Annotated in this window: 25 protein-coding genes; 6 read left to right on the plus strand and 19 right to left on the minus strand. The window is 50.7% G+C overall.

Annotation, left to right across the window (positions count from 1 at the left end):
• Together ACJAZW_RS07235 and ACJAZW_RS07240 are read right to left on the minus strand one after the other, a co-directional pair.
• Positions 1 to 1,256 (minus strand): relaxase/mobilization nuclease domain-containing protein (locus ACJAZW_RS07235; RefSeq protein WP_415156542.1); only part of this gene is annotated, 1,256 nt, incomplete at its 3' end.
• Entirely contained in the window at positions 1,253 to 1,576 is a 324-nt protein-coding gene (locus ACJAZW_RS07240) for a plasmid mobilization protein (protein ID WP_415156544.1), read from the minus strand. The genes ACJAZW_RS07240 and ACJAZW_RS07235, both read right to left, overlap by 4 nt.
• Positions 1,577 to 1,601: 25 nt before the next feature.
• On the opposite strand from ACJAZW_RS07240, the gene ACJAZW_RS07245 reads away from it, so the two are divergent.
• The 6 genes from ACJAZW_RS07245 (at position 1,602) to ACJAZW_RS07270 (ending at position 4,695) form a co-directional block, all read left to right on the plus strand.
• A complete protein-coding gene (locus ACJAZW_RS07245) occupies positions 1,602 to 1,766 on the plus strand; it encodes a hypothetical protein (RefSeq protein ID WP_415156546.1) in 165 nt (54 codons plus the stop codon).
• A 370-nt stretch (positions 1,767 to 2,136) separates the two neighbouring features.
• Positions 2,137 to 2,469 (plus strand): ArsR/SmtB family transcription factor, encoded by a 333-nt coding sequence (locus tag ACJAZW_RS07250; RefSeq protein WP_415156548.1) that lies wholly within the window; start codon positions 2,137 to 2,139, stop codon positions 2,467 to 2,469.
• 10 nt (positions 2,470 to 2,479) lie between these two features.
• Complete coding sequence (gene arsB / locus ACJAZW_RS07255; protein WP_415156550.1) at positions 2,480 to 3,547, plus strand: ACR3 family arsenite efflux transporter; 1,068 nt, start codon at positions 2,480 to 2,482, stop codon at positions 3,545 to 3,547.
• Positions 3,548 to 3,561: 14 nt separating this feature from the next.
• Entirely contained in the window at positions 3,562 to 3,699 is a 138-nt protein-coding gene (locus ACJAZW_RS07260) for a hypothetical protein (RefSeq protein WP_415156552.1), read from the plus strand.
• 128 nt (positions 3,700 to 3,827) lie between these two features.
• Positions 3,828 to 4,232: an arsenate reductase (glutaredoxin) gene (gene arsC / locus ACJAZW_RS07265; RefSeq protein ID WP_415156554.1), complete on the plus strand. Its 405-nt coding sequence runs from the start codon at positions 3,828 to 3,830 to the stop codon at positions 4,230 to 4,232.
• Between the two features lie 139 nt (positions 4,233 to 4,371).
• Positions 4,372 to 4,695, plus strand: coding sequence for an NAD(P)H-dependent oxidoreductase (locus ACJAZW_RS07270; protein WP_415156630.1), 324 nt, complete (start codon positions 4,372 to 4,374; stop codon positions 4,693 to 4,695).
• Here ACJAZW_RS07270 and ACJAZW_RS07275 read toward each other — a convergent pair.
• From ACJAZW_RS07275 to ACJAZW_RS07355, 17 genes are all read right to left on the minus strand, one after another.
• The gene (locus ACJAZW_RS07275) at positions 4,659 to 4,982 is read right to left on the minus strand and encodes a hypothetical protein (RefSeq protein ID WP_415156556.1); all 324 of its coding nucleotides are present in this window, start codon (positions 4,980 to 4,982) and stop codon (positions 4,659 to 4,661) included. The two genes, ACJAZW_RS07270 and ACJAZW_RS07275, sit on opposite strands and share 37 nt — an antisense overlap.
• 282 nt (positions 4,983 to 5,264) lie before the next feature.
• Positions 5,265 to 5,951 (minus strand): aspartate/glutamate racemase family protein, encoded by a 687-nt coding sequence (locus ACJAZW_RS07280; protein ID WP_415156558.1) that lies wholly within the window; start codon positions 5,949 to 5,951, stop codon positions 5,265 to 5,267.
• Positions 5,952 to 6,473: an RNA pyrophosphohydrolase gene (locus ACJAZW_RS07285; RefSeq protein ID WP_415156560.1), complete on the minus strand. Its 522-nt coding sequence runs from the start codon at positions 6,471 to 6,473 to the stop codon at positions 5,952 to 5,954.
• Position 6,474: 1 nt separating this feature from the next.
• Positions 6,475 to 7,641, minus strand: coding sequence for a divergent polysaccharide deacetylase family protein (locus ACJAZW_RS07290; RefSeq protein ID WP_415156562.1), 1,167 nt, complete (start codon positions 7,639 to 7,641; stop codon positions 6,475 to 6,477).
• Positions 7,642 to 7,700: 59 nt separating this feature from the next.
• On the minus strand, positions 7,701 to 9,020 hold the full coding sequence (locus ACJAZW_RS07295) for a S41 family peptidase (RefSeq protein WP_415156564.1): 1,320 nt from the start codon (positions 9,018 to 9,020) through the stop codon (positions 7,701 to 7,703).
• Positions 9,021 to 9,023: 3 nt separating this feature from the next.
• Positions 9,024 to 10,355: a murein hydrolase activator EnvC family protein gene (locus ACJAZW_RS07300; protein ID WP_415156566.1), complete on the minus strand. Its 1,332-nt coding sequence runs from the start codon at positions 10,353 to 10,355 to the stop codon at positions 9,024 to 9,026.
• Positions 10,356 to 10,455: 100 nt separating this feature from the next.
• A complete protein-coding gene (gene rlmH, locus ACJAZW_RS07305; protein WP_415156568.1) occupies positions 10,456 to 10,938 on the minus strand; it encodes a 23S rRNA (pseudouridine(1915)-N(3))-methyltransferase RlmH in 483 nt (160 codons plus the stop codon).
• Positions 10,939 to 10,941: 3 nt separating this feature from the next.
• Complete coding sequence (gene rsfS / locus ACJAZW_RS07310) at positions 10,942 to 11,328, minus strand: ribosome silencing factor (protein WP_415156570.1); 387 nt, start codon at positions 11,326 to 11,328, stop codon at positions 10,942 to 10,944.
• Positions 11,329 to 11,453: 125 nt separating this feature from the next.
• Positions 11,454 to 12,095: a nicotinate-nucleotide adenylyltransferase gene (locus ACJAZW_RS07315; protein WP_415156572.1), complete on the minus strand. Its 642-nt coding sequence runs from the start codon at positions 12,093 to 12,095 to the stop codon at positions 11,454 to 11,456.
• Positions 12,092 to 13,378, minus strand: coding sequence for a glutamate-5-semialdehyde dehydrogenase (locus ACJAZW_RS07320; protein ID WP_415156574.1), 1,287 nt, complete (start codon positions 13,376 to 13,378; stop codon positions 12,092 to 12,094). The genes ACJAZW_RS07315 and ACJAZW_RS07320 overlap by 4 nt, the downstream gene beginning before the upstream one ends.
• Complete coding sequence (gene proB, locus ACJAZW_RS07325) at positions 13,375 to 14,529, minus strand: glutamate 5-kinase (protein WP_415156576.1); 1,155 nt, start codon at positions 14,527 to 14,529, stop codon at positions 13,375 to 13,377. The genes ACJAZW_RS07320 and proB overlap by 4 nt, the downstream gene beginning before the upstream one ends.
• A 3-nt stretch (positions 14,530 to 14,532) precedes the next feature.
• A complete protein-coding gene (gene obgE, locus ACJAZW_RS07330; protein ID WP_415156578.1) occupies positions 14,533 to 15,576 on the minus strand; it encodes a GTPase ObgE in 1,044 nt (347 codons plus the stop codon).
• A 28-nt stretch (positions 15,577 to 15,604) separates the two neighbouring features.
• Entirely contained in the window at positions 15,605 to 16,138 is a 534-nt protein-coding gene (locus tag ACJAZW_RS07335) for a GNAT family N-acetyltransferase (protein WP_415156580.1), read from the minus strand.
• Positions 16,138 to 16,701, minus strand: a complete 564-nt coding sequence (locus ACJAZW_RS07340) for a GNAT family N-acetyltransferase (RefSeq protein ID WP_415156582.1) — start codon at positions 16,699 to 16,701, stop codon at positions 16,138 to 16,140. The genes ACJAZW_RS07335 and ACJAZW_RS07340 overlap by 1 nt, the downstream gene beginning before the upstream one ends.
• Before the next feature lie 132 nt (positions 16,702 to 16,833).
• The gene (gene rpmA / locus ACJAZW_RS07345) at positions 16,834 to 17,100 is read right to left on the minus strand and encodes a 50S ribosomal protein L27 (RefSeq protein ID WP_415156584.1); all 267 of its coding nucleotides are present in this window, start codon (positions 17,098 to 17,100) and stop codon (positions 16,834 to 16,836) included.
• A gap of 18 nt (positions 17,101 to 17,118) precedes the next feature.
• On the minus strand, positions 17,119 to 17,709 hold the full coding sequence (gene rplU / locus ACJAZW_RS07350; protein WP_415156586.1) for a 50S ribosomal protein L21: 591 nt from the start codon (positions 17,707 to 17,709) through the stop codon (positions 17,119 to 17,121).
• Positions 17,710 to 17,951: 242 nt separating this feature from the next.
• Complete coding sequence (locus ACJAZW_RS07355; RefSeq protein ID WP_415156588.1) at positions 17,952 to 19,352, minus strand: M20 family metallopeptidase; 1,401 nt, start codon at positions 19,350 to 19,352, stop codon at positions 17,952 to 17,954.
• Between the last annotated feature and the right edge of the window lie 63 nt (positions 19,353 to 19,415).

A 19,415-nucleotide genomic window follows, 5' to 3' on the forward strand; every position in this document is an offset into this window, starting at 1 on the left:
TTCTGAACATTTTTTGTTATACTTATTTTACGTTTCTGTTCAAAATCATCGCCACCCAATTGTCTTTTAATCTCTCGATTGAGTTTCTTGAGGGTTATCGTATGGCGATGACGTTCTTGCCTGACTTTATGTTGAAGCAATCGACGTTCTGACAATTGCTTTTCAATCAAAGATTGTATTTCAGCAATTGTTCGCGTTTCGCTAGCTCTGGCTTCCTTTTCAATTTGGGTTTTAATTCTGGCGTATTTGCCAGTAATTCGAAACCACAGTGCTTTTAGGCCTTTTGGTAGTTGTGAAGTCCGTTGCTTGGTTTCCGCAACGCGTCGTTTTTCTTGTTGAGCTTCTAACTCATTGCGTTTCTGCCTATGTGTTTCCGAAAGGTTCTGACGTCTTTCTACGAGGGCAGTTGCACCATTTTGATATCGACTAATCTCTTGATCTGCGTATTCGCGAAGTTTTGCGGTGAAATTCGTTGCCAATTGTTGTTTGGTCCTATCGATAGTTTGTAATTTGTCTGGATCACCAAGTTTGGTTTTTATGTCCTTAGTGCGAATGCCAACCCATTTTGAAATGGCGTAAACTTCGCCGCGCCAATCAACAGCAACAAAACTGCGCCTGTCACCTTTCGCTAGGTAATAGCCTCGTTCCTCCAATGCATGTGCGAACGTGTGGCAGCCATCAGAGACGGCCCAGCAATCTTGAAACGCTTGTTTGATGATTTTTGGATTGGCCTTGATACGTTTTGCTTGTTGATATTCTTCATAGGAATAATTGAGATGATCGCGTTCCTCACTATTCATCAAGCCACGTGGCATCTGCCAATTGTGCTCGAGATACAGCTCTCGTGAAATATCTCGCAGCTTGAGCTTGTAATGTGAAATGTTGATTGCCTTCATGGCGTCCCCATCAATGCGTGACCAAACGCAATGGGCATGGCGACGACCTTCTTTTTCGTGGAACACAATCACACAAGGTTGGCCAGCCAATCCGAGCTTGTTTTCAATGTCTGAAATAGCTTTCTCGAATATCCCAACAGGGACCTTTTCAGTTTCAGGCGGACTAAGGCTGAGCGAGAAAATGAAGTTTCTGCACTTTGTTCCCTGACTAATCGCATACGCCTCTGACAAAGCACCGGCGACGGTATCAGAAACGAAGCCTCGTATTTGATGCACGGTGACAATTTCATTGTCGTGCGTGTTTTCAAGGTGTCGCGCCATCTGAATTGCGCCGCCTCGTTCACTGCCTTTCAGAATCATGGCGCTGCGCCGTCACCAACACCAAGCGCCTTAACTAGATCAGAGCGCATGTCCTTTATGTGCTGACACGCTTCATTCAGTTGTTCATCTGTCTGCACATCAAGCAATAACGAGCCGCAATGAGCTTCATAGGCAATTTGATTGAGGTTGTTGGCTATACGAGTTTGTCCAAGCGCAAAAAGAACTCGACCTAGAGCTTTCTGGTCTTTGATTGGCACCCGGCTGCGTACCTTTCGTGGCGCTGCATCTTTGCCAAATATGCAATCACGCAAATATGCACTAACGGACATACCTGCGGATGAATGAGTGAGTTTCGCCATTTCCTCATCTGTTACTCGAAATGTAATGCGAGGTTGCTTTTTCTTTGGCTCTGGTGGTCGCGCGGATGAATTAGTGAAGTCTGAGCCAATTGATGCAACGACAGGAGTTCCTTCGACTTTCCTCATAGTGACGGCCCTTTACGTTGGATACGTGGCCGAGCTTGTTGCTGGTTTTCTGGTGATGTATTGATGCCGTCTAAACTAATATTTTCAGTCTTGAGATAGTCATTCCATTCTTCTAGCGTTTCCAGAATCGTGTTCGAGGTTTCTTCGCCCCGGTGCACCATTTTCCTAATATTGAACGTCACACGAACCTGACCTAACCGCCACAGTTAGGCCAGAAACGGTATTTGATAAGTTCACTTGAATGTCAGCTCTGTGGATAAACCGGCAGAAATCGCAAAACTCGCATGAGGCGGAAGCAGTCGTTCGCTGTTGGGCCCTGCGCTCCCGCTCAATTGCTGCGTGTCTGAATGCTCGATTATTGATGTGCCGCCGGAAGCCTCGCCATAATCGACTTAAGTGTTGCAACCATCTAATATATCAATTATTCATGATGTATGGAACAAATAGAACCAACTTCAGCATTTTCTGCTCTCAGCCAACAAACGCGACTTGATGTTTTTCGTCTGCTGATGAAAGCGGGTGCACAAGGTTTGTTGGCCGGTGAGTTGGGGGAATTGCTCGATGTCAAACAGAATACAATGTCTGCCAATCTAACTGTGTTGTTGACTGCCGGGCTTGTCCGCAACCAGCGACAAGGTAGAACAATCCGTTACTTCGCAGAGTTGGAGGCGGTGCGTGGACTGCTTGGTTTCCTGTTGGAAGATTGCTGTGGAGGCCGACCAGAGCTTTGCCAGCCGATTATTGATGAAATTGCATGTGCTTGTTGAGGAGCAAACTATGAATGATAGTACCAACGGTGCTGTTCAGACAGCCCCGACCGGAATCGGCATCTTTGAGAAATGGCTGTCTATCTGGGTAGCACTATCGATTACATTGGGCATTCTGCTTGGTCAGTTATTTCCCACAATATTCCAGTCACTTGCGTCCTTTGAATACGCTCATGTAAATCTGGTGGTTGCTGTTCTGATATGGGCGATGGTTTACCCGATGATGGTGTCGGTTGACTTCGGCAGCATCAGAAATGTGAAAGACCAGCCGAAGGGTTTGTTGATTACCCTCGTCGTCAACTGGCTAATTAAGCCGTTCACCATGGCCGCACTTGGTGTGCTGTTCTTCAAATATCTATTCATCGACTTGATAAATCCTGCCGAGGCGGATTCATATATCGCTGGTCTAATTCTTTTGGGCGCGGCACCCTGCACGGCAATGGTGTTTGTGTGGTCTCAGCTCACGCGTGGTGACGCCAATTATACATTGGTGCAAGTCAGTGTGAATGACTTGATCATGGTCTTTGCCTACGCACCGATTGTTGCTCTGCTTCTGGGGGTAACCGACATCCCTGTGCCTTGGGCGACGTTGGTGCTCAGTGTTGTTCTTTACATAGTTGTTCCCCTTTGTGCCGGAGCATTTACGCGTCTTGCTCTGATGCGCGGTAGCAAATCGGAAGACGCCGTTTCAGCTTTTACAACCAAGTTAAAACCATTCTCAATCGTTGGGTTGCTGGCAACCGTGGTATTGCTGTTTGGTTTTCAAGGCAGCGTGATTTTAGCACAACCAGTGCTTATTGCCCTGATTGCCGTGCCGTTACTCCTCCAGTCATACGGCATTTTTGCGATTGCCTATGCAGCCGCATGGGCGATGAAGGTTCCTTTTAGGATCGCAGCGCCATGCGCAATGATTGGTACGTCCAACTTCTTTGAATTGGCAGTTGCCGTCGCAATCGGGCTTTTTGGCCTCAACTCTGGCGCAGCGCTTGTTACGGTCGTCGGTGTGCTGGTCGAAGTGCCCGTGATGCTTTCTCTGGTCGCATTCGCAAATCGAACGAAGGCTCACTTTCCAACATAGAGGGGAAACAATGCATGACAAAAGCTGAGCGACACAAACACGGCTACGGAACAATATTCCATGACAGTTTGCATTTCTCCGTCAACGAAGAGATGCACGGAAAAGTCTTCTCTTTTGAAATCGATAGCACCGGTCTGGGTCTTATCGCGTGAGCTGTCAGTTCTGACCTCGTTCAGGGGGGATGACTATCCTGTTTGGAATTCGATCACTGCTATAAGTTTTCCATGGCAAAGCTGGCTCTGGAAACGGCGATATCTAAGAATTAATTGGAAAATAGCCCATGACAATCGTAATTCATCACAATCCAGAATGTGGCACCTCGCGCAATGTTCTTGAAATTATCCGCGGGTTCACGGGTGAGCCTATTGTTGTTGAGTATCTCAAAACAGGTTGGTCGCGTGCGCAACTTCAAGCACTGTTTGCCACTGCCAATTTAACGCCTCGCGAGGCTTTGCGAGTGGGCAAGTCGCCCGCTGAAGAACTGGGGCTTACCGACCCGGCAGTTTCAGATGAAACCATTCTCAATGCAATGTTGGCACATCCCGTCTTGGTCAACAGGCCGATTGTTTGTACCAAAAAGGGCATTGCACTGTGCCGCCCATCCGAAACCGTGTTCTCGTTGCTAGATGTGCCGTCAGGTACTGTCTTCACTAAGGAAGACGGGGAAGTCATTGCCGTCCCATGAACAAAGACCTACCGAATATCGATCTTAAGCAATTGGAGCCCATCGACTTTGACGGGTTGGCTAAGTCGAGTGAGGTTTATCAGCGCCCACGGGTTTGATGCTTTATGGTTCACTTCGCCAACGTTCCTATTCTAAATTAATGACAGAGGAAGCCGCAAAAGTTCTTCGACACTTTGGTGCAGAGGTTAAAATCTTCAACCCAGCAGGTTTACCTTTGGTCGATGAAGCGGAGGACGGTCATGAAAAGGTGGTAGAGCTCCGTAAACTATCTCTATGGTCGCAGGCTCACGTCTGGTGTTCACCTGAACGACATGGTGCAATGACCGGCGTAATGAAAACCGAATTGTTTGGTTGCCGCTTGCGCCCATCGGCGGTGTACGGCCTACTCAGGGGCGCACCTTGGCATGGATGCAAGTTTGCGGGGGCTCAAAGCTTAAACATTGTGTGCATTTTCATTTTCTGAACGAAATTACCTTTGTGGGTGTAATTACCGCGAACGATGGCGTTAGCAGCGACCACTTTGCATTTTGTGGCACCACATTCAGTGCCGCCCCAATCACCTTCACACCAACCATCGTCTCCATAGGTGCCCGTTTTACCTTTGTTCGGGCCTGAGGCGACGGTGCATTTGTCGCCCGCCGTCAGCGATGCTTGTGGCGCTGCGTAGCTGGTGAGGACACCGGCAACCAATAGGATAACGGTTGCGGCGAGGATTGATGAAGTTTGTGCAATTTTGCGATGCGCTGACATTTGAAATCTCCCTGAGGTTAAAACTTATCCTTTTCTACATTTTGCTCTGTGTGCCGGGGGTGAACTGGTCATTCATTTTGGGTTCACATGGGTCCAACCGCTAAATATTGCCGATAAAAATCACATGAAAGCAGGATGAACTTGGCGTTCAATTCGGTGCGCTTCAGCAACGGCCGTTTTGTTGCTGCACTGGGGGGATCAATGACAATTCAGCGGTCACCCGCACGGCGCAAAGTGACAACAACCAGCGTTGGATCATCACAAGTGCCGAATAAGCATAATCTAACTTAGAATAAAATCAGCGGCCGCCTTGGCATGAAGGGCGGTCGTATCATATGTGGGGAGGGGACTATCATCATCGCCAATCAGCATGGTGATTTCTGTGCAGCCCAAAATCACAGCTTGAGCACCGCGCGCCATTAAGTGTTGGATGGCGTGTATATAGATCGCACGGGACTGATCGGTGACAATACCTTTGCACAATTCATTGTAGATAATGCCTGACAAATTCGTCCGATCGACTTCAGGAACGAGCACGTCTAAACCGCTATTTTTCAATCGGTCAATATAGAACGGCATTTCCATTGTGAAGGCGGTGCCCAGCAGCGCAACTCGTTCAATGCCGTCGGCCAATAAAGCCTCAGCGGTTGGCGTGGCAATATGCACCAAAGGCAGTTTTACAGCGGCCTCAATGCGGTCTGCCACATTGTGCATGGTGTTTGTTGCCAAAAATATCGCTTCGGCCCCCGCACGTTCCAAGCGCTGCGCACTGCTTGCCATTTCGTCGCCAAGCTTTTCCCAGTCATGGGTGGCTTGCAGTGCAGCAATCGGCGCAAAATCAACCGAATGCATTAGGATAGGTGCAGAATGCAGCCCGCCTTTGCGCTTGGCGATTTCGCGATTGATGGCCGTGTAATAAAGCGCGGTTGATTCCCAACTCATGCCACCTATGAGCCCAATTGTCTTCACTTATGCAGCCTCTTTCGGGCCGATATGGGCGAAAGCTTTAAGTAGGTCTTGGTAGACCTTGCGTTTGAATGGCACGATCAAATCTGGCATTTCTGAAAGTTCTTTCCATGCCCAAGCGCTAAACTCCGCGCGGTGTTGCCCGTTGGCGGGCCGCTTGACGTTGATTTCATCCTCATCGCCAACAAAGCGCAGCGCAAACCAGTCTTGGCGTTGACCGCGATACTTGCCCTTCAAACCGATACCGAGCAAATCATCGGGCAGGTCGTAAAACAGTGGCTCTTTGGTTTTTTCGATTATTTCAACCGATTTAACATTTGTTTCTTCATAAAGCTCGCGCAATGCGGCCTCAGCGGCGACCTCACCCTTATCGATGCCGCCTTGTGGTAATTGCCAAATATATTTGGCAAAGTGTTTGTCTTGCGGCAAGCGCTTGCCCGCGAAAACTTTCCCCTTGTCATTGAACAACACAATGCCAACGCACGGCCGGTAGGGCAGCTGCTCACGCAATGCAAAATTAGTCATTTTAAGTTCCACTATCGTTAGTATAAAGAGCGCTCAAGGGCACAAGTATAATACCCTTATCCTCTAGTGTTTGCGCCCACTCGGTTAGGGTGCGCACTGAAATAGGCAACACCGCAGCAAGGCCAATCGCAGACCCGTTTTCGCGGGCACGCGTTTCCAGCCGGGTTAATTGTACCAAAATCTTGGCCCGTGACGGCGTGTCATCTAAGGTCAAGTCGGCAACGGCAAATGCTGCCCCCGAACGTTGCGCCAATTGCGGCGCGACCGAACGATTTGATGAGCCATCGTCAAAATAGGCGAGCCCGCGCAGGGCGATTTCTTCCATAATGGGTTCAAAATCTCCTGACGATGAGGTGAATTTTGCGCCCATATGGTTGATGATGCCAGTATAGCCCTCTATTCTGGACATCAACCAGTATAGCCGATCAAGGTTGGAGCGTACCGATTGTCCGATCAGCAAAGTTTGCGGACCCGGGTCGTTTTGCGGATAGTCGAAAGGCTCAAGCGGCACTTGCAGCATGATTTCGTGTCCGCCCTCGCGCGCCTTGCGCGCCAGTTCGGCGACCGATTTGCCGTAAGGGGCAAACGCCAAGGTAAAATCATCAGGCAATGTGGCGATCGCATTATTGCTGCCATCTTTGGAGAGCCCCAAACCGGTAACCACAACCGCAATGAGTGGTTTGCCATTTGCGGAACTAAGGGTGATGGAGGGGCGCGCATAAACGTCCAACGGCCGGTCACCATTGCTGGCGATCTGCGGAATGTAGCCGTGCTGACTTTGTTCCAACATGTCTTTGCGCGCAGTGGTTTCGTCTAAAGGTGCATCGTCACCTTCCGGCAAATCATCCGTGCTAACAACAAGTTGGTCACCGTCTAAAGTTTCGGCTGTGTCTATGGTTTGCTCGTCGACCGGTGTTGCATTTTCAACCGTTAGGTTTCTTGCCAACTCATTGCTGTCCACGACTGAATTGACTTCAACATCGGCAACCGGCCGACCGCCTTCGGGGTTGTCGACAAAAAACATCCATGCGATCGGCGCACCCAGCACCAATGCCAAAACGAAGATGGCAATTGGCACCATCGGCAATCTTGGAAAAGTGCTTTTTGGTTCTTTTGGCTTCGCCTTGCCGCGTTTGCGGCCCAAGGGCTTATCCAGCTGGTCCATCATGTGCCGCAGATCGTCCTGTTAAGTCCATTGTTGGACGGTTTGATCAAATCTCCCTTTGACTATCCATCAGATTGGGGTGGAAAGGCCTCATTTGTTTCCAGCCCATTGATCAAATCGACAGCAAATTTTAGCTGATTATCCTTATCCGGATCACCCGGCACATAGACCGAAGACCCCGTTGTTGCCTCTTCTTCCGTGCCACCGCCAATTTGGCCGTCAAGCGCCGCCTCACCAATAATTTCATCGCGGCCCTGCAGCTCTTCGGGGACGTCTTGGAATATTTCGATGTCCGGTATTATGCCCGCCGCCTGAATGGAGCGACCGCTTGGCGTGTAGTAGCGCGATGTCGTCAATCGCATGGCGCCGTTCGCCCCAAGTGGAATGATGGATTGCACAGAGCCTTTGCCAAAAGAACGAGTGCCAACCAATGTCGCCCGTTTTTGATCTTGCAATGCACCAGCAACAATTTCGGATGCGGATGCAGAACCACCATTGACCAAAACAATCAGTGGGATATCCGCGATCAATTTATCAAGATCGTCGGGATTTGCATCATATCGTGTATTTTCTTCGTCGGTCCGACCGCGGGTAGACAGGATATTCCCTCGGGCCAAAAACGCATCCGAAATATAAACGGCCTGATCAACAAGGCCGCCCGGATTGTTGCGCAGGTCAAGAATAAGCCCTTTCAGATCGTCGCCAAGTTCTTCATGCAACTCTCGAATTCCATCTTCAATTCCAGCATATGCTTGGCCGGTAAAACGCGCCAGCCGGACGACACCCACATTCTCACGAATGGACGTCCGCACCACGCGGAAGGAAATTATGTCGCGCGTAATTGTGATCTTGATCGGCTCACTGACACCTTCGCGAATAATGGTCAAAACAATATCGGTGCCAATTTCGCCGCGCATTTTTTCAACGGCTTGGTCAAGTGACTGACCCAAAACTTTTTCGCCATCCAATTCGACAATCAGATCACCAGCCAAAACACCAGCACGGGCGGCCGGTGTTTCATCAATTGGTGACACCACTTTGATCACTTCATTCTCTAAAATAACTTCGATGCCCAAGCCGCCAAAAGTGCCTTGCGTATCTTCGCGCACATCCGCAAAATTTTCAGGGTCAAGATATCCTGAATGGGGATCAAGAGAACTCAGCATGCCTTGTATGGCCGCGCGAACCAACTCGCGTTCATTGGGCGCATCCACATATTCTTCACGAATACGATCAAAAATCTCCCCAAACAAGTTTAGCTCTTGATAGACCTCGTCGTCGTTCAACGGGCCTGCGCTAATCTCTTGCGCAATTGCGCCGACAGTGCTGGTGGTGATCATAACAGTGGACAGCCAAAGTGCCCGAACAATACCTGATTTCATTTTCTACCCGTTTTGCGTTGCGGTTTTTGTGGTTGCCCACCAATCAGAAGGATCAATTGGTTCCCCTTCTTTGCGTAGCTCAATATATAGCGTTGGTCGAGAGTTACCAGCACTGGTCGCTATTGTTTGAGAAATTGTGCGCTTGCCCATAATTCCCAAAGGTTCTCCCATTAGCACAAACTGTCCTAACTCAACATTCGTACTTGCCAATCCTGCCAATAAAAAATTGTAGTCTTGCCCTACGTTTAAGATGACAATTTGGCCGTAATTAAGGTAGGGGCCGTGATAAATAACCCATCCATCCGCCGGCGCCACCACTTGGGCTTCCGCTCGGGTGACGATGAAGGTACCTTTGGCTTGGCCGCCAAATCCGTCATTTGAGTCAAATTCAATAACACTGACCCCGTTACTAGGAACCGTGAGGTACCCCTTGCCCAATGAAAATGGAAACGCTGGTTTGTTTCGGGTTGTGTCCGCTAACGCCAATTTTATCGCTTCGATTTCCAATCGTTCGCCGATGCCATAGCCAGAATTTGCATCCGATTGTCGCGCGGCTTCATTGGCTTGGCCAACCGAAAGCACCTCGTCTTCGAGCACTTTCAATAATTGGCTTAATGATTGGGCGCGGCTGGCCAGCAGTTCGGCTTCTCGCTGTTCAGAATCCAAGGCTTGGCTTGCGCGCTCAACACCCTTGCGCCGTGCTTCAATGAGAACGGCAATGCGCAGTTTTTCTTCGCGCAAAATATTGAGGTTCTGACGCAACTGATCTTCCTCCGCCTCAACCAGTTGTTTTATTTCCAGCAATGCATCAAGTTCAACTCTAATGGCGTCTGCGCGGTCGCTCAATTGGGGCAGAATAGCTGCAAGCAAAAGCGCCGCTCGCGCTGATTTTGTGGCGTTATTGGGTTCAACAATAAGGGCGGGCGGCGGGTTGCGGCCAATGATCTGTAGCGCGGTAAGCAAGGTGCCAATTTCGCCATTTTCGACATCCAAAGTCGCTTTGATGCTTGTTTCTTCCGCGCGCAGTTCCACCACCCGCTCAGCGATTGAGGCAGCTTCAATCTCGGCAAGTTTTACCCGTTGTGCAGAGGCAATCAGCGCCGCAGTCTGCTGAGAACGGTCGCCTTCCATGTCGGTGATTTCTTGGCGCAAAACATCGATACGCTCAGCGCTGATTTCAATGGTTTGCTCGACCCTTTGCAGTTCCGCACGGGCGTCCTGTGCCGTTTGCGGGTCGACAAATTGCGCAAGCGCACTTGTGCTGAATGACAGCGTGACAACGCCGCAGGCCAATGCACAGCGTAAAAGGAATGTGGAAAAAAAAGCACGAGCCAAACTCAAATGACCTCAAAGCGCTGGTGAAGGACCGAATCAACGCTTTCAATCTAGCAAATCAAAAGGCGTTTTTGTGATTTAGTTCGACGAATGTTTGGGGTTATTCACGGTGATAGGGGTGGCCACCCATTATTGTGATGGCGCGGTAGATCTGTTCACACAAGAGTGCGCGCACAATCTGGTGCGGCCAGGTGAGGGGGGAAAAGCTTAATACAAGATCGGCCCGCTTGCGCACCGCCGCATCAAGCCCGTCGGGACCACCGATCACGAAGGCGCATTGTCGAGCGCCATCATCTCGGAACTGACCAAGCCTTTGTGCAAAATCAGGGCTGGTCATTGTTCGCCCCCGCTCATCAAGCGCAATGAGCTTTGCACCCTCCGGACAACAGCTAAGCAGTTGTTCTGCTTCTTGAAGTTTGCGCTGCGCGCTATTGTCATGTCGGGCTTCGCTGAATTCGTTGATATTAAACCCAGTAAGCCCCATTTGCTTGCCCGCACCAATTGCGCGTTCAAGATATCGGTCTACCAATTGCCGCTCCGGGCCGGTTTTTAGCCGACCAATAGCGGCAATCGAAATGCGCATGGATTAAGCGGTTTCACCGGGAAAATCCGCGGACCACATTTTTTCAATGTTATAGAACTCGCGCACTTCTGGACGGAATATGTGAATAATTACATCGCCACCATCCACAAGCACCCAGTCGCATTGTGGCAGACCTTCAACTTTTGGGCGGCCATAACCAGCTTCGCGCATAGCGCGTTGCAATTGGTCAGCAATCGCACCCACATGGCGGTTTGATCGGCCAGAGGTGACAATCATGTAATCACCAAGGCTAGATTTTTGCCGAATATCAATTTCCACTGTTTCTTCTGCCTTGGCGTCTTCCAAGACAGCAGAAACAAGATCTAAAAGTTTGATATCAGGTTGATTTTTTTGGGCTTTTGCGCCCTCGTGAATGGTTGTCGGCGTCATCGGCGAACAACTGTCTGAGACAATGTAGAAACCATGTCGGTTCGTTTGGTCCTTTTAAAAAAACAATGCAGCCATTAGGCCGCTCACAAGTGGATTATGCGCTTTTTGGCGCGTTTTTTCAAGCCTCATCCCGCTATTGGCTCGTTCTTCTTGCCATTGCGAATTTGAGTTGAAGAAAGATTGCTCATAATGCCGTGCATATAGGTCCAAGCAGGTGCGTTCATGTCAATCAATGCATGCGCATCACTTTCATCCACGCGGTGCCGCCCGAGCGCAATTGCAGCCTTGGAAAACGGCGCTTGTCGGGCGCTGCCGGGGCGCACATAAACCGCGATGGGCATCAAATTTGCAATGTCGCGCCAGCGCTCCCATTTATGAAATCCGGCCAGATTGTCAGCGCCCATAATCCAAACAAATTTTCGGTCTGGTAGGCTGTTGGTCAAAAACTCAAGCGTGTCATAGGTGTACCGAAAACCATGCTCTGCTTCAAATCCCGTTATCCGAACACCTGGATGGTCAATGATTTTGCGGGCGTCATCGATGCGTTGGCTGAGGGGGGGGAGTGTTGCATTATCCTTTAAGGGGTTACCTGGCGAGACCAGCCACCAAACGGCGTCCAGCCCCAAACGTTTGAGCGCTTGGCGTGATACCAACCGATGCCCGTCGTGCGGTGGGTTGAAGCTGCCGCCGAACAGGCCAATGCGCATGCCCGAAGCGGAATGCGGCAGACGATTTCTGCGCGAATTTTCCAAGAAAATTGTACTCACGGACGGGTCTGTCCTGTGCCATGAACAAGATATTTAAAGCTGGTCAACTGCTCTACCCCAACTGGACCCCGCGCATGCATTTTGCCTGTCGCAATACCAATTTCAGCACCCATGCCGAATTCGCCACCGTCGGCAAATTGGGTTGAAGCGTTATGCATCACAATCGCTGAATCAATTTCTGCAAAAAAACGATCTACAGCGCTTTTGTCTTCGGCGATAATCGCTTCGGTATGCCCAGAAGAATAGTGTTGCACGTGCTTGATCGCTGCATCAATGTTGTCGACCACTTTTACAGATATGATCGCGTCCAAATATTCGGTGGACCAATCTTCTTCGGTGGCGGGCGTTGCATCATCAAACATGGCACACACCGGAACATCACCCAGAATAGAGCATCCCTGTGCCGCCAAAGTCTTGCAAAGTGCCGGGACCGTGCCAGCGGCAATATCTTTATGCACGAGCAAGGTTTCAGCCGCCCCGCAAATGCCGGTTCGGCGCATTTTGGCGTTCAAAACAATTTCGTTCGCCATGGCTAAGTTGGCGCTTTTATCAACATAAATGTGGCATATGCCCTCAAGGTGAGAGAACACTGGCACCCGCGCTTCTTGTTGAACGCGGGCCACCAAACTCTTGCCGCCGCGTGGCACGATCACATCGACTGTGCCATCTAGTCCCATCAGCATTTCGCCCACTGCTACGCGGTCCGTTGTCGGCACCAATTGTATCGCCGTTTTCGGCAAGCCAGCTTGCTCTAATCCGGCAGTCAACGCGGCATGAATGGCGCGAGAAGAATGGTGGCTATCCGACCCGCCGCGCAAAATGACCGCATTGCCGGATTTTAGGCACAATGCACCCGCGTCAGCGGTGACATTTGGGCGGCTTTCAAAAATCACGCCAATGACACCCAAAGGCGTGCGAACCCGTTCGATCTTGAGCCCGTTTGGTCGCTCGATGGTGGCGATTATACGGCCCACCGGATCATCCAATTCGGCGATAGCGCGAAGCCCCTTAGCAATGGATGCTATGCGATCGTGATCAAGGGTGAGCCGATCAATAAACGCAGCGCTCATGCCCTTTGCATGGCCTGCTGCAATGTCTTTAGCGTTTGCGGCCAATATGTCATTGCTTGTGGCCAGCAAATGATCGGCGGCAGCGGTGAGCGCTAAGTTTTTCTGCGCCGGCGTCGCGGTCGCCAACACCCGCGCTGCCGCTTTTGCAGCCGCGCCGAGTTCGCGCATAACGTCAACGATATCGCTCGACTGTTGTGAATTCTCAGCAATCATTTCGCGTGCACCTCTAACTCAACCCCAGTGAGCACCAAATTATCACGATGCACCAATTCTGTGCGACTAACAGGCCCTAAAATATCAACAATTTCTTGCGATCTACGGCCCACGATCTTTTGTGCATCACCCGCATCAAAGCTGGCAAGCCCCCGCGCGACTTCACCGTTCAGCGGATCAAAAATGGCCACCGCATCCCCGCGCTGAAATTGACCATCAACTTTGGTCACCCCAATCGGCAACAAGCTGCGGCCAGAATTGAGGGCTTTCAAAGCGCCATGATCAATGAATACTCGGCCAGTGGGAATGGACGCCATGATCCAGTTTTTGCGCGCCGCCCTTGGGGTGTGGCTTGGCACGAAATAGCTGTGCTTGGCCCCCTCGAACAGACAGGTCAGCGGGTTCATCGCATGGCCCTTGCAGATCACCATCGCTGTGCCTGCATTTACCGCCATCTTCGCCGCTTCAATTTTGGTCACCATGCCACCGCGCGAAAGATGACTGGCTGCTCCCCCGGCCATCGCTTCAATGTCGGGGGTGATTTTTTCAATAATCGGCAGGTGCTTTGCGCTCGGATCAAGATGCGGTGGGGCTGTATATAACCCATCAACGTCAGAAAACAGGATCAGCCCGTCGGCCTCAATCATGGTCGCCACCCGCGCGCTCAACCGATCATTATCGCCATAGCGAATTTCACTGGTGGCAACGCTGTCATTTTCATTGATGATTGGCACGGCGCCCAAACCAAGCAACGTGTTGATCGTGGTGCGCGCGTTTAAAAAATGCCGACGTTGCTCGGTGATGTTGGGGGTGACCAAAATCTGCCCCGTCACCACATCATGTGCGCTCAGTGCATCGCGATAGGCTTGGGATAAAGCGATTTGACCAACAGAGGCAGCGGCTTGGCTTTGATCAAGCGATAAGCTTTGTGCCGTCAGCTTCAATATCCGGCGACCTAAAGAAATGGCCCCGGAAGATACGATCAGCACTTCAATGCCGTTGACTTTTAACCCCGCAATGTCAGCGGCCAGACTTGCCAGCCATTCTTTGCGCAATTGCCCCGTTTCATCATCAACAAGCAGTGCAGACCCGATTTTTATCGTCAGGCGCTTGAAGCTGGTCGCGGTGAGGGGGCGCAATTGAGCAGACATTGTTTAGGGCGCCCAGTCTTCTTCAAGCGAAGCGTTCGCTTCATCTTCGAGTTGCTTTTTCGCCGCATCGATTGTGCCGATGATTTTATAGAGCACTTTGTCTGTATTGAGGTGGCTGACCGCCGAGATGGCCAAAACCTCACCGCCTGATGCCTTGCGCAATGCGGCAAGTTTTTCTTCGCGGTCTTCTTCGCTGATCGCATCAACTTTGTTGAGCGCCAGAATTTCAATTTTCGTATCCAAGCCATGGCCATAAGCCGCCAACTCGCCACGAATAGTTTTGTACGCGCCAACCACATCTTCTTGTGTGCCATCGATCAAATGGACGATTGAACGCGTGCGTTCAATATGACCCAAAAACCGGTCGCCAATGCCTGCGCCTTCGTGCGCACCCTCAATTAGGCCGGGAATGTCGGCCAACACAAAATCACGTTCGCCGATTTTCACAACGCCCAAATTGGGATGCAAGGTGGTGAACGGATAATCGGCAATTTTTGGTTTGGCGGCAGAAACTGCGGACAAGAATGTCGATTTACCCGCGTTTGGCAAACCCACAAGGCCCGCGTCGGCGATCAGCTTTAGACGCAACCAAATCCACTTATCCACCGCTTCAATGCCCGGATTGGCGCGACGGGGAGATTGGTTGGTTGAGGTTTTGAAATGCATGTTGCCAAAACCGCCATTGCCGCCTTCAAGCAAAACCACCTTCTGGCCGACTTCAGTCATGTCCGCGATCATGGTTTCATTGTCTTCTTCAAAGACCTGCGTACCCACAGGTACTGTTAACACCACGTCATTGCCCTCGGGGCCGCTGCGTTGCCGCCCCATGCCGTGCGTGCCAGTACCTGCCTTGAAGTGCTGCCGATAGCGATAATCGATCAGTGTATTAAGACCATCAACGCACTCAATAATAACATCACCGCCACGGCCGCCATTGCCGCCGTCAGGGCCACCGAATTCGAGATTTTTTTCACGCCGAAACGACACAGAGCCTGCGCCGCCTGCGCCAGATTGAATGTAAACTCTGGCCTGATCGAGAAACTTCATTTCACTCTAAAGCGTAGTCGCAAACGCACTATTGCGTTACGGCGACAAACGCATCCTTTGTTAGTTGGGTATCGATATGCTGCAAATCTGTGTTTTGTGCAAGGCAATGTAGAGTGGAGCGGCCCACTTCTTCAAACCCAAATTTCTTTTGGATCGCCAAAGATGCTGAATTGGTCACAAAAACACCTGATTTTATATAGGCAGGCTGCGCCACGTCAAACATCCAATTAAGCACAGTCTTACAAGCTTCACTCATATAGCCTTTGCCCCAATGCAAAGGGTCCAAATAATAACCAAGCTGAGGCACATCGCCATTGCGGCCATAGCCCGTCATGCCACAGAATTGACCATCCCTGTCGATGATCGAAAATTTTGCGTCATACAGATCGGTTGCGCCCGAAATGCGCGTTAAATATTCCTGTGCACCACCATCCGGATAAGGATGCGGAACGCGCGACAGATTTTTGGAGACTTCAAAGTCCTCCAAAATCCGCTGCATGCGTTTCGCATCGCCTAAGTTCGGTGTGCGCAAAGTTAAGCGCTCGGTTTCAATCGCGATCATTATTCTGCTGCTTCCTGATCCGATAGATCATCGCGGGCAAAGCGTGTCAGTGACCAAACCGGGGAACCTTCATGCTGACCACAGCTATTGTCTTCGCCTGTTACGTCAAAGCCGACTTTTTCAAGCAATGCTTTTGACGCATGGTTTGCTTTCAGGCATCGCGCGTAAAGCTCCAACTCTGGCACCGCGATGTCGAATTCATCCATCAAAGCGCCGATTGCTTGGCTGCCAATGCCTTTGCCCCAAAACTCTTCCCCCAGCCAATAGCCCAACTCGCCTTGCCCATCTTCGCCACGTGCGATGCCAACAACGCCCACCATCGGGCCTTTGCGTTTGCAAATCACCCACACGCGCTCGTCTGTGCCGTTGGCAATATCGTTGATGAAGTAAAGCCCGTCCTCAGACGTATAGGGATGCGGCATGCGCGCCAGCACGTCTGTTAGTTTTTTATTGTTGGCCAATTGAACAAGGTCCGCCAGATCGGCGAGTTCAATTGGCCGAAGTTCCAGCGTGTCTGTCAAAAACCGTAAGGGCATTGCCCTGTATATCGTGTTGAAAGTCATTGTTCCGCTCCAAAAGCAAAAAGGGGAGCCGGTTTCCCTGTCCCCCCTTAAAAACTTTTAAAGCTTTTCACGAATGTCTTATCCGCCGGGGTTCTTTGAGAAACCGGCGGGTAAGATTTTAATCATCCGCCGTTATTCTGCTGCCTCTTGAGGCATCACAGAAATAAATGTCTTATTATTGCGACGAGTCGAGAAGGTCACTTTGCCTTCCACGAGTGCAAAAATAGTGTGATCTTTGCCAAGACCTACATTTTCACCTGGGTGCCACTTTGTGCCGCGCTGACGCACGAGAATGTTGCCTGGTACGACGCTTTCGCCACCAAACTTCTTCACGCCGAGACGACGACCAGCGGAATCACGACCATTACGGGACGAACCACCTGCTTTTTTATGTGCCATTTGTCAGTCTCCTAGTTCTTATTCGCCAGCCAAAAGCGTTTTTGCTTGGCTAATCCAGTCTTCACGGTCGATGCGGCCTTTAAAGTTTAGCTCTGCATCAACGCGTTCAATTTCTTCCGGGGTGAAAGCGGCAACCTGGGCCAAAGATGTCACGCCCAAAGCGATCAATTTCTTTTCCAAAGCTGGTCCAACACCAGAGATCAATTTCAAATCGTCTTTTGCGCCAGCAGCAGCTGCTGGAGCTTCAGACTTTGCAGCAGCTGGCTTTTTAGCCGCTTTTGCTTTTGGTTTCGCGCCGCCGGTCAAAATGTCCGTGATACGAACAACGCTCAGACACTGGCGGTGACCCGCTTTACGGCGATAGTTTTGACGACGCTTCTTTTTGAAGACGACGATTTTCTTCGCACGTTTTTGTTCAACCAACTCAGCAACAACAGTTGCACCATCAACAAACGGTGCGCCAATTGTCACATCCGCATCAGCGCCAACCATCAATATTTCTTCAAATACGATAGCGTCGCCGGCAACGGCGTCGAGCTTTTCAATTTCCAAAACGTCATCAGCAGCAACTTTGTACTGCTTGCCGCCTGTTTTGATTACAGCAAACATAATCTTTTCCTTATGAGCATTATTGCTCTGTTGTGTCGCGCTGTGCGGCGCCGAACCTTAGTTCGATCTTGTGATTCCCCTAAGAAGGACAATCGGCCTTAAGCTGCGCTTTTCGTAAACGAAATCACGCGCACTGGTGACAGTACGCGAGAAATTCATGGTGGGTTATGATGCAAAGTGGTTAGTGAGTCAAGCTTTTGGGCCAATTTTGATCCAACTTTGGAGCAGCGATTTCCCAATCGCTACATCTTGTTATTGGGGCCAAGTTCTCCCGCATCCCAGAACAGGCCAGCCATCATCTGCAAACCTTCTTCAACCATTGGCATCAGCAGGTGTTCGTCGGGCGCGTGTTGGCCGCATGAATTGTAGGAATGGGGCACCCAAATGGTGGGCATGCCCAAAAGATCACAAAAGATATCATTGGGCAGCGAACCCGCACCATTGGGCAAAACTTGTGGCGCGCGACCCAATGTTGTTTCAATCGATTTGGCCGCCCATTGTACCCACGGCAGGTTTGGGTTGTGCCTGGATGCTTGATAGGCGGGGCTGCGGTCAGGTTCTTCAATGTGGATCATCGTGAACCCATGATCATCCAAATGCTTGCGCAAGGCAGGCACAACGCCATCGGTGTCAGTACCCACAATGAACCGCAGACCGCAATGCATCACCGCACGTTTGGGGATGGCGTTCACAGGGTTCTTGGCGTCGCCCACATCCATCGCCAACACATCAAAGCTGTTCCATGCGCAAAGCTTTTCGACGGTCGTAAAACCGGGTTCCCCCCAATAGTCGTCTGGCGTGTCCGCGCTTTCTCCCGGATCGAACGGGCAGTCTTTCAGCGACGCGCGCACATAGTCGGGTAGGTCTTTGGGCAACCATTCATCAATCAAGATTTTGCCGTTCCGGTCCATGATGGTGGTCAGCGCATGAGCCAACAACACCGTTGGGTCTTCGATGATGCCACCCCAATTGCCCGAATGATGATCTTCTTGCCGCAAATCAGCAACCAGCGAAAATTCCATCGCGCCGCGCGTCCCCAAAACCATCGTTGGCGTGTCAACGGCCACACGCGGGCCATCCGACGCAATCAGCACGTCTGAACGTAGTAACTGCTTGTTTGCAGCACAAAACGCGCGCAATCCGGGTGAGCCGGTTTCTTCAGACATTTCGATCAAAAATGTTAAATTGAACCCGAGTTTACCGCGTGTGGCCAAAACAGCCTCAAGCGCCAGCATATTCATGGTGTGCTGGCCTTTATTGTCAGCCGTGCCGCGCCCATAAATCTTTTCACCATCAATGGTAATTTCCCACGGGTTCAGATTATTTTTCCATTGCCCTTCCATGCCCGGCACCACGTCGCCATGCCCATAGCAAAAGATGGTCGGCAGGGCGTGGTCTTCGACCCGTTTTGCCACCAAAAACGGCCCGCCGCCCTCAACAGGATTGTCATGGGTGGAAACTTCACAACCCAGCTTTTTAAAGTCCGGCGCAAGCACATTCTCCAAATAATGCCAAAGGTCTTTGTGACTGTCTTTGATCGAGCTTTGGGTTGGCACGGCAACGCGTTTGCTCAACTCACCAAGAAACTTGCCATTGATTGTAAAGTCTCTTGCCATTTTTATGGCCGTATCTCTGCTCATCATTCTGCCTCCACGTGCGCGAAACGAAAAAGGGCGGCCCGATTAAGCCGCCCCTTGTAAAAGATT

It is taken from the genome of Maritalea sp. (assembly GCF_047634455.1).
In the GTDB taxonomy this organism is placed as follows: Bacteria; Pseudomonadota; Alphaproteobacteria; order Rhizobiales; family Devosiaceae; genus Maritalea.